The 14,903-nt window shown below is 63.1% G+C and carries 14 protein-coding genes; 4 read left to right on the top strand and 10 right to left on the bottom strand.

Annotated features, from left to right (window positions below; translation table 11 throughout):
• The first annotated feature begins 145 nt into the window (after nucleotides 1-145).
• Nucleotides 146-412: an accessory factor UbiK family protein gene (locus QCE73_RS01145; protein ID WP_187608680.1), complete on the top strand. Its 267-nt coding sequence runs from the start codon at nucleotides 146-148 to the stop codon at nucleotides 410-412.
• Nucleotides 413-501: 89 nt separating this feature from the next.
• Nucleotides 502-2,046: a YifB family Mg chelatase-like AAA ATPase gene (locus QCE73_RS01140; protein ID WP_309879463.1), complete on the top strand. Its 1,545-nt coding sequence runs from the start codon at nucleotides 502-504 to the stop codon at nucleotides 2,044-2,046.
• A 378-nt stretch (nucleotides 2,047-2,424) separates the two neighbouring features.
• On the opposite strand, the gene QCE73_RS01135 is transcribed toward QCE73_RS01140, so the two are convergent.
• Entirely contained in the window at nucleotides 2,425-3,027 is a 603-nt protein-coding gene (locus tag QCE73_RS01135) for a hypothetical protein (protein WP_404989726.1), read from the bottom strand.
• 152 nt (nucleotides 3,028-3,179) lie between these two features.
• Here QCE73_RS01135 and QCE73_RS01130 point away from each other — a divergent pair, with 152 nt between their 5' ends.
• Entirely contained in the window at nucleotides 3,180-3,716 is a 537-nt protein-coding gene (locus QCE73_RS01130; protein ID WP_061116845.1) for a peroxiredoxin, read from the top strand.
• A 58-nt stretch (nucleotides 3,717-3,774) separates the two neighbouring features.
• Here QCE73_RS01130 and QCE73_RS01125 read toward each other — a convergent pair whose 3' ends face one another.
• The 6 genes from QCE73_RS01125 to QCE73_RS01100 form a co-directional block, all read right to left on the bottom strand.
• Nucleotides 3,775-5,109, bottom strand: a complete 1,335-nt coding sequence (locus QCE73_RS01125; protein WP_309879461.1) for a sigma-54 dependent transcriptional regulator — start codon at nucleotides 5,107-5,109, stop codon at nucleotides 3,775-3,777.
• Nucleotides 5,110-5,138: 29 nt separating this feature from the next.
• Complete coding sequence (locus QCE73_RS01120) at nucleotides 5,139-7,133, bottom strand: ATP-binding protein (RefSeq protein WP_404989725.1); 1,995 nt, start codon at nucleotides 7,131-7,133, stop codon at nucleotides 5,139-5,141.
• Nucleotides 7,134-7,146: 13 nt separating this feature from the next.
• Nucleotides 7,147-8,436: a dicarboxylate/amino acid:cation symporter gene (locus tag QCE73_RS01115; RefSeq protein WP_035497514.1), complete on the bottom strand. Its 1,290-nt coding sequence runs from the start codon at nucleotides 8,434-8,436 to the stop codon at nucleotides 7,147-7,149.
• Nucleotides 8,437-8,868: 432 nt separating this feature from the next.
• Nucleotides 8,869-9,855: a lipoyl synthase gene (gene lipA / locus QCE73_RS01110; protein ID WP_309879459.1), complete on the bottom strand. Its 987-nt coding sequence runs from the start codon at nucleotides 9,853-9,855 to the stop codon at nucleotides 8,869-8,871.
• Nucleotides 9,852-10,634 carry a lipoyl(octanoyl) transferase LipB gene (gene lipB, locus QCE73_RS01105; RefSeq protein ID WP_309879458.1) on the bottom strand — a complete coding sequence of 261 codons (783 nt, stop codon included), beginning with the start codon at nucleotides 10,632-10,634 and terminating at the stop codon, nucleotides 9,852-9,854. The genes lipA and lipB overlap by 4 nt, the downstream gene beginning before the upstream one ends.
• 82 nt (nucleotides 10,635-10,716) lie before the next feature.
• Entirely contained in the window at nucleotides 10,717-11,043 is a 327-nt protein-coding gene (locus QCE73_RS01100) for a DUF2917 domain-containing protein (protein ID WP_035497927.1), read from the bottom strand.
• Between the two features lie 123 nt (nucleotides 11,044-11,166).
• Between QCE73_RS01100 and QCE73_RS01095 the strand changes: the two genes are divergently transcribed.
• Nucleotides 11,167-12,120 carry a transcriptional regulator GcvA gene (locus tag QCE73_RS01095; RefSeq protein WP_035497511.1) on the top strand — a complete coding sequence of 318 codons (954 nt, stop codon included), beginning with the start codon at nucleotides 11,167-11,169 and terminating at the stop codon, nucleotides 12,118-12,120.
• Here the strand turns inward: QCE73_RS01095 and QCE73_RS01090 are convergent.
• Genes QCE73_RS01090 through QCE73_RS01080 form a run of 3 tightly spaced genes read right to left on the bottom strand, consistent with a single transcriptional unit; the run spans nucleotide 12,104 to nucleotide 14,609 of the window.
• Nucleotides 12,104-12,412: a DUF493 family protein gene (locus QCE73_RS01090; RefSeq protein ID WP_187608689.1), complete on the bottom strand. Its 309-nt coding sequence runs from the start codon at nucleotides 12,410-12,412 to the stop codon at nucleotides 12,104-12,106. The genes QCE73_RS01095 and QCE73_RS01090 overlap by 17 nt on opposite strands.
• Nucleotides 12,413-12,435: 23 nt before the next feature.
• The gene (locus tag QCE73_RS01085) at nucleotides 12,436-13,347 is read right to left on the bottom strand and encodes a D-amino acid aminotransferase (RefSeq protein WP_309879456.1); all 912 of its coding nucleotides are present in this window, start codon (nucleotides 13,345-13,347) and stop codon (nucleotides 12,436-12,438) included.
• A gap of 47 nt (nucleotides 13,348-13,394) precedes the next feature.
• On the bottom strand, nucleotides 13,395-14,609 hold the full coding sequence (locus QCE73_RS01080; protein ID WP_309879455.1) for a D-alanyl-D-alanine carboxypeptidase family protein: 1,215 nt from the start codon (nucleotides 14,607-14,609) through the stop codon (nucleotides 13,395-13,397).
• Nucleotides 14,610-14,903: the final 294 nt, after the last annotated feature.

The raw sequence follows: 14,903 nt of genomic DNA, 5'->3' as shown, positions 1-14,903 counted from the left end.
GCGGCAGCGCTAAAATCGCGGCGCCTCAACGGTGCTCCGGGCATGCCGGCACACTCGGCGGCACGCACCAAGATCGAACATTCGATAATTCGGGGCACTGACCTAACAATGAATGCACTTTTTTAGTGCAAGAAGGGAGAAAACGATGAAGCAGCCCAACGACGTGTTCAACGATCTGCAGCAGAAGATGAGCGATCTCTTCAAGAACTCGCCTGCGAAGGACGTCGAAAAAAACATGAAGGCGATGCTCTCGCAGGGGTTCTCGAAGCTGGATCTCGTGACGCGCGAGGAATTCGACACCCAGACGCAAGTGCTCGTGCGCACGCGCGCACGCCTTGAGGAACTCGAGAAGCGCGTCGCGCAACTGGAGCAGCGTCTCGCGGGCGGAAGCGCCAGCACCGCGCAGGACTAAGCGCCAGCCTCATCGCATACCTCGGCTAGCGAGCCGTGAGTCTCCAGTTTTATTGCCGGCGCGGTTGAAGCGCCGTTTCAGGTGAAATCATGTCGCTTGCCGTGGTACGCAGCCGCGCGCCCGCTCCTGGGCGCGCGCCCGAAGTCGTCGTCGAAGTCCATCTCGCCAACGGGTTGCCGTCGTTTTCCATCGTCGGTCTGCCCGATCTCGAAGTCCGCGAAAGCCGCGAGCGCGTGCGCGCCGCGCTTCAGAACTGCGGCTTCGACTTTCCCGTCCGCAGAATCACCGTCAATCTCGCCCCCGCCGATCTGCCTAAGGAAAGCGGTCGCTTCGATCTGCCGATCGCGCTCGGCATTCTCGCCGCGAGCGGGCAGATTCCAGCCGAATCGCTGGAGCATCGCGAGTTCGCCGGCGAGCTGTCGCTGACCGGCGCGCTGCGTCCGATGCGCGGCGCGTTCGCAATGGTCTGCGGCGCGGCGCGTCACTACGCATCGATGCGCGCTTCGGACGCGCGCATCCCGGAAATCTACGTGCCGCTCGCGAGCGCGGCGGAGGCGGCGCTGGTGCCGGGCATCGATGTCTTCGGCGCGGCGGACTTGCCGACGCTCTGCGCGCATCTGAACGATGTCCCCGATGCGCGACTCCGACCGATTCACGCCGCACCGCTCGCCCCGACAAATACGCCAGCCGCCGATCTCGCCGACGTGATCGGTCATCCCGCCGCGCGCCGCGCACTCGAAGTAGCGGCGGCGGGCGGACATCACCTCTTGATGGTCGGGCCGCCCGGCGCGGGCAAATCGATGCTCGCCGCGCGCCTGCCGGGTCTGCTTCCGCCGATGAACGACGACGAAGCGCTCACCTCGGCGGCGATCCTCTCGGCGAGTTCGATCGGCTTCACGCCCGAGCAGTGGCGGCGGCGGCCATTTCGCGCGCCGCATCACTCGTCGAGCGCGGCGGCGCTCGTCGGCGGGCGCAATCCGCCGCAGCCGGGCGAGATCACGCTTGCGCATCTCGGCGTTTTATTTCTCGACGAATTTCCCGAGTTCGATCGCAAGGTGCTGGAAACCCTGCGCGAGCCGCTCGAAGTCGGGCAGATCACGATTTCGCGCGCCGCGCATCAGGCGGATTTTCCGGCGGCCTGCCAGCTCGTCGCCGCGATGAACCCGTGCCCGTGCGGCTGGCGCGGCGATCCGAGCGGACGTTGCCGCTGCTCGCCCGATGTCGCCGCGCGCTATCTGCGCAAATTGTCGGGTCCGCTGATGGACCGCATCGACATTCAGATCGAATTGCCGGCGTTGTCGCCCGCGGAATTGTCGGCGCGTGTGGTGGAGCGCGGCGAGTCGAGCGCCAGCGTCGCGGCGCGTGTCGCGGCAGCGCGCGACATCCAGATGCAGCGTCAGGGCAAGATCAACCGCGATCTCGATGGCCGCGAAGCCGACGGAGTCTGCCGCCCCGATTCCGCGGGCGAAGCGTTGCTGCGCGCGGCAGGCGAGCGTTTCGGCTGGTCGGCGCGGGCGTATTACCGTGTGCTCAAAGTTGTGCGGACGATCGCCGATCTCGCCCGCGCCGATATGCCCGATGCGTCGCATGTCGCCGAAGCGGTTCAGTATCGCCGCCTGTTGACGGCCGCGTGATGCCCTAAGGGCGGACGCTGGCCCACGCCCTGCTAGCGGAAAAGCGCTTGTCAAGACTTGACTTATGCACACTGAGGCGATCCGGGGCGCTTTTTCATCCGATCAAACCCCTGTTTTCAGTTGATTTTGCAGACCATTGATTTTATTGAATTATTTAACTTGCCACGAACAAAGGCAAAGTAAGGTAAACCGTATGAACTGGGCTTTTGCGCGGCACCGCACACTCTTTTCCACAATGTTATCCACAGACATTGTGGATAGCGGAAAAAGTCCATACGAATCCGTGAATTAGCGCGTAAACTTACGAAGGAACTTAGCTTCTCTCTGCCGCACTAAGGCACTCTTAAATCAGTACCTGCAGAATTTCGAGGCCTTCCTCTAAAAGAGTTTGAAGGACGTAAAAAACTGATCCGCCTGCTCCCGTGGCGGCGCTTTGTCCGACACGATCGCCAGTTGATAGACATGCGCGCCACGCGCGACGAATCGCGCCTGGATCGTCCGCGATTCGCGCCTCTCCCCGCCTTCGCCCTTCACTTCCATCTCGCTCCCCAGCACGCGCCCACCGGCGGCAAGCTCGATTTGCGTCGCGCGCGCGGCGGGCTGCGCGTTGACGTTGCGCGCGAGCCCTTGCTGAAGGAAATCGAGCGTCGCGCGCTGCAATTGCGGATCGGCGCTCGGCAGCACTACCGTGCCGACGGCGAACACAGCGTCGCCGGCTTCGGCGGTTTGCATGCGCATCGTCATCGGCTGGCCGGCGATTTCGATCTTGCGCTCATCCGAACGCGGCTTCGCCGGCAACGTCACTTCATAGCCGTCGTCGTTGTTCATCACGGTGCGCCAGTCGTATGACGGCGTGCAGGCTAGCAGCGCGCCGCATGCGACAGATGCGCACACCAGTTTGTTCGCCGAAGCAATGTTCGGAAGAAAGCGCACAGTCGCGCGATGCAAAAGGGACGGAAACACGGAGAAAACTCGTTTCATGAGGAACCACTACGTGAAAACCATCATTATCGCGCTGCAATGCCGGGCTTATCGGCGTGTCATGAAGCCATCCCGAAATTGGCGCTAAAATACGCAGCAGTCTCCATCGCGGCGGTGTCCGCCGTTTGCGGGAGAGCAACACGAGGTTCGACATGTCCCAATCCACGCAAGACACATCCACGCGCGCCAAGAGCCCACTGCGCTACATCGTGATGGCGCTCGTCGCGGGCGTGATCGCCTGCACCGGGTATTTCGCCTTCGGCGGCCAGCAGAAGGTGCCGGACGCGACCTTCACGCTGCTTTCGGGACAGAAGATTTCCACATCCGGCGATCTCAAGGGCAAGGTCTATCTCGTCAACTTCTGGGCGACGAGCTGCGAGACCTGCATGAAGGAAATGCCGCAGATGATCGACACGTACAACAAGTTCAAGGGCCGTGGCCTGGAATTCGTCGCGGTCGCGATGAACTACGACGCGCCGATGTACGTCAGCAACTACGCGCAGACGCGCAACCTGCCGTTCAAGGTCGCGATGGACGACGGCAGCGCCGCGAAGCAGTTCGGCAACGTGCAACTGACGCCGACGACCTTCGTCATCGACAAGAACGGCAAGATTCTGAAGCGCTATGTCGGCGAGCCGACGTTCGCGGAACTGGATCAACTGCTCGACAAGGCGCTGGGTTCGGCTTAAGCACGCTCGACACAAGGCAAAAGATAAAGGCCCGCTGGCTGCAACCAGCGGGCCTTTTTTATCGCTCGGACGAATCGCCCTTCACGACGATTCCATATCGTTTGATCTTCTCGTACAGCGTCGCCTTGCCGAGCTGCAGCCGGTCCGCAGCCACCGCGACCGCGCCGCCGCAGTGCTCCAGCGCTTCCGCGATCACCGCGCGCTCGAACTGCTCGGTGCGTTCCTTGAGCGATTGCGTCGAGACATCGAGCGAGGCCGCGCCGCCGTCATCGAGAATGCCGAGCACCATGCGATCCGCCGCGTTGCGCAGCTCGCGCACGTTGCCGGGCCAGTCGCGCTGCATCAGATCCGCGCGCTGACGATCCGTGATGAGCGGCGCGGGGCGCTCGTAGCGCACGGCTGCATCGAGCAGAAAATGTTCGAAGAGCGGAACGATGTCTTCGCGGCGTTCGTTGAGCGGCGGCAGCGTGATCGTCACCACGTTCAGCCGATACAACAGGTCGCGGCGGAACGTGCCATCGGCGACGTGTTCGTTCATGTCGCCCTTCGCGGCCGCGACGACGCGCAGATTCGCGCGCACCGGCTGATTCGAGCCGAGCCGCTCCAGCACGCCGTCCTGCAGCACGCGCAGCAGTTTCACTTGCAACGAAAGCGGCATGCTCTCGATTTCATCGAGAAAAAGCGTGCCGCCCGACGCGTGTTCCAGCTTGCCGACACGCCGCTTCTGCGCGCCGGTAAACGCGCCCGCCTCGTAGCCGAACATCTCCGATTCGAACATCTGCTCCGGGAGCGCCCCGCAATTCACCGCGATGAACGGCTTGTCGCGACGCGGCGACATTTCGTGCAGGCTGCGCGCGATCAGTTCCTTGCCCGCGCCCGTATCGCCGTTGATGAGCACGGAAGCATCCGTCGGCGCGATGTTCGCGATCAGCCGCCGCACCTGCTCGATCGCCGGACTGCGCCCGATGATGCGGCTTTGGCCCGCCAGCTCCCGCCGCAACGCCTGATTTTCGAGCACCAGCGACCGGCGCTCCAGCGCGCGGCGCACCGCTTCGATCAACCGCTCGGACGCGAACGGCTTTTCGATGAAGTCATACGCGCCGTCGCGCATCGCCTGCACGGCCATCGAGATATCGCCGTGGCCGGTAACGAGGATCACCGGCACTTCGGGCGCGCGCTCGCGACATTGCGCGAGCAGATCGAGGCCGCTCGCGCCGGGCAAACGGATATCGCTCACGATCACGCCGGGGAAACTCGCGTCGATCGCGCGCGCGGCGGATTCGACGCTGCCGTGGCCGGTCACGTCGAAACCCGCGAGTTGCAGGGTCTGCACGCTCGCGCGGCGCACGAGTTCGTCGTCTTCGATGAAGATCACCTGCAAACCGGTGCTCATTGTCTTGTCTCGATTCAATGTTTCGAATGCTACGCGCGACGCAGCGTCAGTACGAATTCTGCGCCGTACGATCCGTCCGCGTCGGCCTGTGTGCCGCCTTCGGGTCCGTCCGCGACGATCGGCGCCTCGCGATTGCGCGCGAGCAGCGTGCCGCCGTAATCGCGTGCAATCGCCGATGAGATCGCGAGCCCGAGGCCCAGGCCCTGCCCCATTTCCTTCGTCGTGAAGAACGGCTCGAAAAGACGCGGCAGCGCGTCGGCGGGAATGCCGGGGCCGTTATCGCGCACCACGAGTTCGATCGTGTCCGCGTGCACATTCAGTTCGATGACGATGCGCGGCTTGTCGCACGACGCGACCGCATCGAGCGCGTTGCCGATCAGATTGATGAACACTTGTTCGAGCCGCAAATCCTCGCAGCGCACGAACATGGGCGCGCTGCCTTCCGCAAGCTCGGGCGCGATATCGACGGCGACATTCTTCGTGCGCGGCCGCAGCATCGAGAACACTTGGCGCAGCGCTCGCGCGACGTCCGCGCGCGCGTTCTTCGGCCGCGCCTTCGTGACGAAGAGCTTCAACTGATTCGTGATGTTGCCCATGCGCTCGGTCAGCGATGCGATCGCTTCGAGATTCTCGCGCGCCGCCGCCTGATCGCCACGATCGATCAGCACGCGCGTGTTGTCGGAGAAACTGCGCAACGCGGCGAGCGGCTGATTGAGTTCGTGCGTGATGCCCGCCGCCATCTGGCCGAGCGCGGCGAGCTTGCTCGCCTGAATGAGTTCGTCGTGCGCGGCGCGCAAATCCTGCTCCGCACGCGTGCGCTCGTTGACCTCTTTCGTCAGTTGCGCGTTCGCTTCGGACAAGTCGGCCGTGCGCTCCGCGACACGCTGATTCAACTCGGCGTACGCGGTCTGCAGCAACTCGCGGCTGCGGATCATTTCGCGCACGCGCGCGCGGCGCATGCGCCAGTAGAACGCGAGCAGGCACAGCGACACGAACACGAGCGCCGTGACGATGACCGCGTTCTGCGCCGCGCTTTCGACGGGATCGAGCGCGGCCATCGTGATCAGTTGCCAGTCGGGCTCGCCGATCGAACGATGCGTCGCGAGATACGCCGGCGCCTTGCGCCCGCCGCCGACACGCACGATCTGCGCGCCGCCTTCGAGCGTTTTCACGACGGTCATCGGCAGCGGCGTGATGGCTTGCTGCGCGTACTGGCGCGTCGCATAGACCGACGCCTCGATGTTCTGCGGCAGCGGCCGCACCGTGTGATATTTCCACGCCGGCACCGACGAAAGAAAGATCACGCCGTGATCGTCCGTGACGATGAGCGGCTCGGACGCATCGGCGCCTTGCAGCCATTCGAGATTGAGCTTCACCACCGCGACGCCGATGATCTCGCGCGTGCCCTCGCGATAGACCGGCTGCGAGATGTAATAGCCCGGTTCGATCGAGATGGTTCCGATGCCGAAGAAGCGGCCGACGCCGCCTTTCATCGCATCGATGAAATACGGCCGGAAGTTATAGTCCACGCCGACGAAGCTGTCCGCCGCGTTCCAGTTGCTCGCGGCGACGCTGATGCCGTTCGAGCGGACCAGATAGGTGACCGTGGCATGCGCGCGCGCGTTGAGATCTTCGAGATAGCGGTTCGCGCGCTCGACGTTGGCTTTATCGGGATGATCGAGTGCGTTCTGCACGACAGGATGCCGCGACAGCAGATACGGCAGATATTCGTAGCGGTCGAGCGTGCTCTTGAGCGTGTTCGTCGTGCGATCGACGCGCGCGGCGGCATTGAGCCTCAGTTCGTCGATGCCGCTCTGCCACGCGAGATGCCACGTGAGCGCGCAGCACGCCACGAGCGCGGCGCACAGCGCGAAAAACACGAGGATGCGACGCGTCACGTGAGCAGAATCCCGCGAATGAGGATCTGTCATTGTGGCATACGCGCCTTCTGGGTAAGGCTTCGAGAACGAGCCGGCGAGCGAACGCGGCGAAGCGCTCGTGGATCGAGGCTTCGCCGCGTTCATGATGTGCTCGCGCTCAGACCGTTTCGGCTTCGTTGCGGTCGGTCACGTCGACTTCGCGTGACAGCGCCGCCTTCAGCTTGCTGCGGTCGAGTTCCTTCTCCCACGCCGACACGACGACCGTCGCCACGCCGTTACCGACGATGTTCGTCAGCGCGCGGCATTCCGACATGAAGCGGTCGATGCCGAGAATCAGCACCATGCCCGCGAGCGGAATGGTCGGCACGACGGCGAGCGTCGCCGCCAGCGTGATGAAGCCCGCGCCGGTCACGCCGCTCGCGCCCTTCGACGTGAGCATCGTCACCGCGAGCAGCGTCAACTGCTGGCCCCACGTGAGATCGGTGTTGGTTGCCTGGGCGATGAACAGCACGGCCATCGTCATGTAGATGTTGGTGCCGTCGAGGTTGAACGAATAACCGGTCGGCACGACGAGACCCACGACCGAGCGCGAGCAGCCGAGCTTTTCGAGCTTGAGCATCAGTTGCGGGAGCGCCGCTTCCGAAGACGACGTGCCGAGCACGATCAGCATTTCTTCCTTGATGTACGCGACGAACTTCAGGATGCTGAAGCCGACCATGCGCGCGATCGCGCCGAGCACGAAGACGACGAAGATGATCGAGGTCAGATAGAACGTGCCGACGAGCTTGAGCATCGGCAGCAGCGAGCCGATGCCGTACTTGCCGATGGTGAACGCCATCGCGCCGAACGCACCGATCGGCGCGAGCTTCGTGATGATGCCGACCATGCCGAACAGGATGCTCGACAGCCCTTCGATGAAATTCGTCACGACCTTGCCGCGCTCGCCGATATGCGCGAGCACCGAGCCGAACAGCAGCGCGATCAGCAGGATCTGGAGGATTTCGCCCTGCGCGAACGCCGACACCAGCGTGTCCGGGATGATGTGCATGAAGAAGTCGACCGTGCTCTGACCGTGCGCCTTCGTCGCGAACGAATCGACGGCCTTGTGGTCGAGCGTGGCCGGATCGACGTTGAAGCCGACGCCGGGCTTCAGGATGTGCGTCGCGGCGAGGCCGAGGATCAGCGCGAACGTCGACACGATTTCGAAGTACAGAAGCGCCTTGCCGCCGACGCGCCCGACCTTCTTCATGTCTTCCATGCCGGCGATGCCGGTGACGACGGTACAGAAGATGATCGGTCCGATCACCATCTTGATGAGCTTGATGAACCCGTCGCCGAGCGGCTTCATGTCCGTGGCGAGCGTGGGATAGAAGTGCCCGAGCGCGATGCCGATGATGATGGCCACGATCACCTGCACGTACAGGACTTTATGGATAGGTTTTTTCACGATGGTTCCAGGCAATAACAAGCGATTGGCAGAGGTACAGCCAGCGGCGAGCTTGGACGTGGAGAAGCTTTCTGGGTGCGCGGATGAATCTGTGGGATGCGCACGCTGAATCGCGCCGCGTAAGCGAAAAGCCGCTTCGTCGACGGACTCAGGGACGTTTGGATGCGAGAGGGTTCATCTGTTTGTCTCCTTGACTTTTATGGGCGGCTCATGGGCCGTGCCGTTTATATCGCAAGGGCGATGCCAGGCTTCGTGCTTTTTAAGTCGTTGATTCGCTGGGATATTTCTTAGTGCATGATCATGCGCAATCCGGGTTTCTGGAAATCCGGAATGCGGGTGTCCGATGATCTGGACGGCTGCAACATTCATTCAAGCATAAAAAAACCCACGGTCGCCCGTGGGTTTTTTCTTTTCAGGCAGAGCCGGAAGCGCTCAAACCACGCCCGCACCGTGCGCCTGCAAATCCGCGTGATAGCTCGAACGCACCATCGCGCCGACCGCCGCGTGCGTGAAGCCCATCTTGTACGCCTCTTCCTCGTACATCTTGAACGTATCCGGATGCACATAAGCCCGCACCGGCAGATGGTGTTCCGACGGTTGCAGATATTGACCGATCGTCAGCATATCCACGTCGTGCGCGCGCAGATCGCGCATCACCTGAAGGATTTCTTCTTCCGTTTCGCCCAGACCGACCATCAGGCCCGATTTCGTCGCGACTTCCGGATGCAGCGCCTTGAAGTCCTTCAGAAGCTTCAGCGAATGGTGATAGTCCGAACCCGGACGCGCTTCCTTGTAGAGGCGCGGCACCGTTTCGAGATTGTGGTTCATAACGTCGGGCGGCGCGGCGGTCAGAATGCCGATCGCACGATCCAGACGGCCACGGAAATCGGGCGTCAGAATTTCGATGCGCGTTTCCGGCGAATGCTCGCGAACCTGTTTGATGCACTCGACGAAGTGCGCCGCGCCGCCATCGCGCAGATCATCGCGATCGACGGACGTGATCACCACGTACTTCAGCTTCAGCGCGCCGATGGTGCGCGCGAGATTCAGCGGCTCGTCCGCGTCGAGCGGATCGGGGCGTCCGTGGCCGACGTCGCAGAACGGGCAGCGGCGTGTGCACTTGTCGCCCATGATCATGAACGTCGCGGTGCCTTTGCCGAAGCATTCGCCGATGTTCGGGCAGCTCGCTTCCTCGCACACCGTATGCAGGTTGTGCTCGCGCAGGATGTGCTTGATCTCGTTGAAGCGCGAGTTGCCGGTCGCCGTGCGCACGCGGATCCAGTCCGGCTTCTTCAGCTTCTCGATCGGGATGACCTTGATCGGAATACGCGACGTCTTCGCTTGTGCCTTCTGCTTTGCAGTGGCGTCGTAGACAGGAGCAGCGGTATCGCCGGCCAGGTTTGCGGTTGCGTCAGTCATTCGGTCGATCCGGTTGTTGCGGCGGAAGTTGCGGGGAGGCCGCCGATTTGAAGTGCCAGCCGTTCGGCGAGCACGAGAGCTACGTCGCGCCAGTCGGCCGCGACGCCGAGCGTCGCCATGTCGACCGTTTCGAGTCCCGCGTAGCCGCACGGGTTGATTGCGAGGAACGGCTGCAAGTCCATGCTCACATTGAGGCTCACGCCGTGATAGCTGCAGCCGTTGCGAATCTTGAGTCCGAGCGCGGCGATCTTCGCGCCTTGATGGAGCTCGCGCGAACGAACGTTCGCGCCTCGTTCGGCCTGCCGCGCCGATGGCCGCGCCACATAGATGCCCGGCGCGCCGGCCTTGCGGTCGGTCGCGAGATTATACGTCGCGAGGGTTTCGATCACGGCCTCTTCGATGCGCCGCACGAGCTCGCGCACCATCAGTTTGCGGCGCCGCAGATCGATCAGCAGATAAGCGACGATCTGCCCCGGCCCGTGATACGTGATTTGTCCGCCGCGATCCACCTTGACGAGCGGAATGCCGCTTTGAGCGAGCAGAAGATGCGCGGGATCGCCCGCGAGACCGAGCGTGAAGACGGGCGGATGCTCGACGAGCCAGATTTCGTCCTGCGTTTCGGGCCTGCGGGCGTCGGTGAAGGCGCGCATCGCGTCGAAACTCTGGCCGTACGGCTCGAGGCCGCGCCAGCGCAACGCGACCGGAAACTCACCGGAACTGAGCACGGTGTCGGGCGCGTCGTCGAATTCTTGTGGGACTGCGAGCGATGTGGCGGACATGGTGCCGGTAGTTTACCGAAATAGCCCCATGCCCGCCGATGGTGAATTCGCATGCCTTCGATGGCAAATGCGAATAGTTGGCTCAGACGGTGCGCCATCCGGCGCGGAACCGCTGCGCGAGGCGCTCGATGCTGGTCGAAACCCAGTGCATCGCACGCTCGTCGCAGCGCGGCAGGATCGTGAAGACGACATAAGCCGGACGGTCGCCTTCGACGGAAAGCCAGAGCCGCTCGCGTTCGCGCAGCTTGAGGTTATCGCCGGGGACGAGCCAGTAATCTTCGATGTCATTGCTGCGCGTCGCCCAGACGGCGCTGCCGTGGACTGTGAGACGCGTACCGCGTGCGATGCGCATCGGCACGGTTTCGCCGGGCTTGATTTCGAAGGTGACGCTTGTTGATATTTCTCGCATGATCGACTCCGCCAAGGGAACGTTTCGATGACTACAATCCTAGGCGTGGCAAGGCATCAGGCAAAACGATCAATTTTCACTGCTATGTGAGCTGTATTGACAACGACAACGCCGACAATCCACATGGACCTTCGACAGCTTCCCGCTCTGAACGCGCTGCGCGCCTTCGAAGCCGCCGCCCGACACGAGAGCTTTTCCCGCGCCGCCGACGAGCTTTTCGTCACGCACGGCGCGGTCAGTCATCAGATCCGCGCGCTGGAGGCCGAACTCGGCGTGTCGCTCTTCGCGCGCGACGGCAAGCGCGTGCGTCTCACCGACCGCGGCAGGCAATACGCGGCGGAAGTGCGCGCGGCGCTCGTCGCACTGGCCGAATCGACGCGGCGCATCCGTTCGGGCGATCGCGACCGCCGGCTGATCGTCTCGATGCTGTCGTCGTTTTCGGCGCGGTGGCTGACGACGCGCGTGGGCCGGTTCATCGAAAAGCATCCGGAAATCGATCTCGAATTGCTGTCGACGAACGCGCTCACCGATTTCAACCGCGACGACGTGGATGTCGCGATCCGCTTCGGTTTCGGCAAGTACGCGGGGCTGCACTCGGAGGAATTGCTCGACGAAGTGTTCTTCCCCGCGTGCGCGCCGAATTTTCGCGGCGGCGAGTTGCCGCGAACGCCGCGCGATCTCGCGAACCTGCCGTTATTGCGCTCGGAAGATGAGCGTTGGCGCCCTTGGTTCGACGCGGCCGGGCTTACCGATATCGAGGAACCGAGGCGCGGCGTTCTGTATGAGGATTCGTCGAATCTGCTGCAGGCGGCGATCGACGGTCAGGGCATCGCGCTCGTGCGCCGCTCGCTCTCGATGCAGGAAATCGGTGCGGGACGGCTCGTGCGGCTGTTCAATATCGACGGCCCGAGCCCGTGGAAGTACTACTTCGTGTGCCCAACGGCGCTGCTTCAGACGAAGCGCGTGCAGGCGTTCAGGGAATGGGTTTTCGAGGAGGCCGAGCAGTTCAGGCTGCTCTACGAGCGCACGCCGGCGGTGTGCGACGCGCCGGCGGGCAAGATCAAAGCACTACCTTGACCATCGGATGGCCGGTGAGCGCGCGATAGATGTCGTCGAGATGCGGGCGATTCTGCGCGCGCACGGTGCAGGTGAGCCCCGTGTAATTGCCGCCGGACGACGGACGCGCCTCGACACGCGATGCGTCGAAGTCCTTGTCGAACTCCTTGAGCAGGCTGACGATCGTGTCGTGAAATTCCGGATGCGTCTTGCCCATCACCTTGATCGGGAAATCGCAGGGAAAGTCGAACAACTCGTCGGCGCTGTGCGCGGCGGAATCGGTAGGATCGGTGGATTGTTGCTTGTCGGTCATGGCTTTCTCCTTCACTTCGCGCTTCATTTGGCCCGCGCGGCCTCTTCCGCGAACTCGCGCGCCTTGGCCCGCTGGTAGGCGTCATAAAGTGCAGCATAGATCGGACCGGGCCGGCCGTCGCCGACGCTTTTTCCGTCGAGCGTGGTGATCGGCATGACTTCCTTGGTCGCGGAGCTGATCATGACTTCGTCGGCCGAACGCAACTCGGCTTCGGCGATATCGCGCTCCTCGAACGGAATGCCCGCCTCGCGCGCCAGTTCCTCGATGAGCCCGTAGCGGATGCCTTCCAGAATACGCGGCCCGCGCGGCGCGCCCAGCAAGGTGCCGCCCTTCACGATCCACACATTTGAGGACGAACCTTCGGTAAGCAAGCCGTCGCGCAACTGGATGGTTTCGAGCGCGTCGTTTTCGGCGGCGTGCTGCGCCATCAGCACGTTGCCGAGCAGCGATACCGATTTGATGTCGCAATGCAGCCAGCGCTTGTCTTCGGCGGTCACGGCCACCGCGCCGCGCGCACGATCCGCCACGCTCGGAAACACGAGCTGGCCGAGCATGACGAACACGGTCGGCGTGATGCCCGCCGGAAATGCATGCCCGCGCCGCTTCGCGACACCGCGCGTGACCTGAATGTAGACGAGCGCGTCGCCGGTGCCGACGTTTTCGCCGATGGCGCGATCGATCAACGCGCGCCAGCCGGCGTCGTCGAAAGGATTGTCGATGCGGATCTTGCCGAGACTGCGATTCAGCCGCGCGAGATGCTGCTTGAGGCGGAACGGCAGGCGAGCGCCATCGGCTTGCGCGTAGAGCGGCACGACTTCATACACGCCGTCGCCGAAAATGAACCCGCGATCGAGCACGGGAATGCGCGCTTCGGAAAGCGGCCCCCACTCGCCGTTCAGATAAACCGTGGGATCGAAGACTTCGGCTTGGCTCATCGGGACCGCTCCTTTCTCAACCTGTCGTTCAACTTCGCTTACTTGGATTACTTGCGCTTTTGCCACCAGAGCAGCGCCGAATCCCACAGGCGGCCGAAGATGCCCGCTTCCGGCACGTCCTGCAGCGCGACGAGCGGGAATTGCGCGACTTCCTTGCCGTCGGCCATCATCTTGACGGAGCCGATCTGCTGGCCCTTCTTGATCGGCGCGACGAGCAGATCGCTGTGCGTGACCGTCGGCTTGACCTTCTCGCCCAGACCCTTCGGCACGGTGATGTACTGGTCCGTCATGACGCCAGCCTGCACGCTGTCGGCGGCGCCCTTGTACACGCGCGGCGAGTCGATCACCTGATTCGCCTTGTACAGGCGCAGCGCGTCGTACGCGGTGTAGCCGTAGTTCAGCATCTTCAGGCTGTCCTGCACGCGGTTGTGCTCTTTCGGCTCGCCCATCATCACGGCGACGAGACGGCGGCTCGCATCGGGCACGCCGACGAGCGAGCGCTTCGCGGTCGCGATCAGGCAGTAGCCCGCGGCCTTCGTGTGGCCGGTCTTGAGGCCATCGACGGTCGGATCGAGCCACAGCAGGCGATTGCGGTTCGGCTGCTTGATCTTGTTGTACGTGAATTCCTTAACCGAGAAGATGCTGTAGTACTCGGGGAAGTCGCGCACGAGGCGCGTGGACAGCACGGCGAGATCGCCGGCGGTCGTGTAGTGCTGCGGATCGGGCATGCCGTTCACATCGGCGAAATTCGTGTTCTTCATGCCGATGCGCTTCGCCGCCGCGTTCATCAGCTGCACGAAGTTGCTTTCGCTGCCGCCGACGAGCTCCGCCAGCGCGATAGCCGCGTCGTTGCCCGACTGCACGATCATGCCGTAGACGAGATCGTGCACGGTGACCGGCTTGTTCGCTTCGATGAACATGCGCGACTCGTCCGTGCGCACGCGGCGCACGGCCTCGCTCGGCATGACCGTCTGGTCCATGTTGATCTTCTTCGCCTTCAGCGCATCGAAAACGAGATACGCGGTCATCAGCTTTGTGAGCGATGCAGGCTCGACGCGCTCATCGGGATTGCCCGACGCGAGCACCTGATTGCTGGTGGCATCGACGAGCACCCACGAGCGCGCGGTCACCTCGGGCGGGGCTACTTGCGCGAACGCGCTCGCGGTGGCCAGCACGGTGGGCAGCACGAGTGCGGCTTTGATGGTTCGATGATGAACGATGGAAACAGAAGGGAAAGACAGGCCGGCAGGGACAAAGCGCATAGGATCGATCGGCGGAAAAAGCAGGCTGCGACGAGGACGATCGGGGATCGGATGATCGGCGAAGCACGGGTTGAACAGGCTGACCGTCGCTGTTGATCGGGCTTATCGCCAGGACAGCGGCACGCGCGGCGCCGCGGCGAAAAGCGCTCGTTCGACAGACGGACGCGAAAACGGTTCTCGGAAGCCGGCGTTTCGATGACTGCGAGAAATTCGGCGGCATCGCACGGCCGGAAACAGCGAAAAAATTCTGCGCCATTATACGCGCGGCCCGCTTCCGTTTTCCTTCGAATCTGC

It is taken from the genome of Caballeronia sp. LZ029 (assembly GCF_031451275.1).
GTDB classification, from domain to species: Bacteria; Pseudomonadota; Gammaproteobacteria; order Burkholderiales; family Burkholderiaceae; genus Caballeronia; species Caballeronia jiangsuensis.
This window is presented reverse-complemented; position numbering and strand designations above follow the sequence as displayed.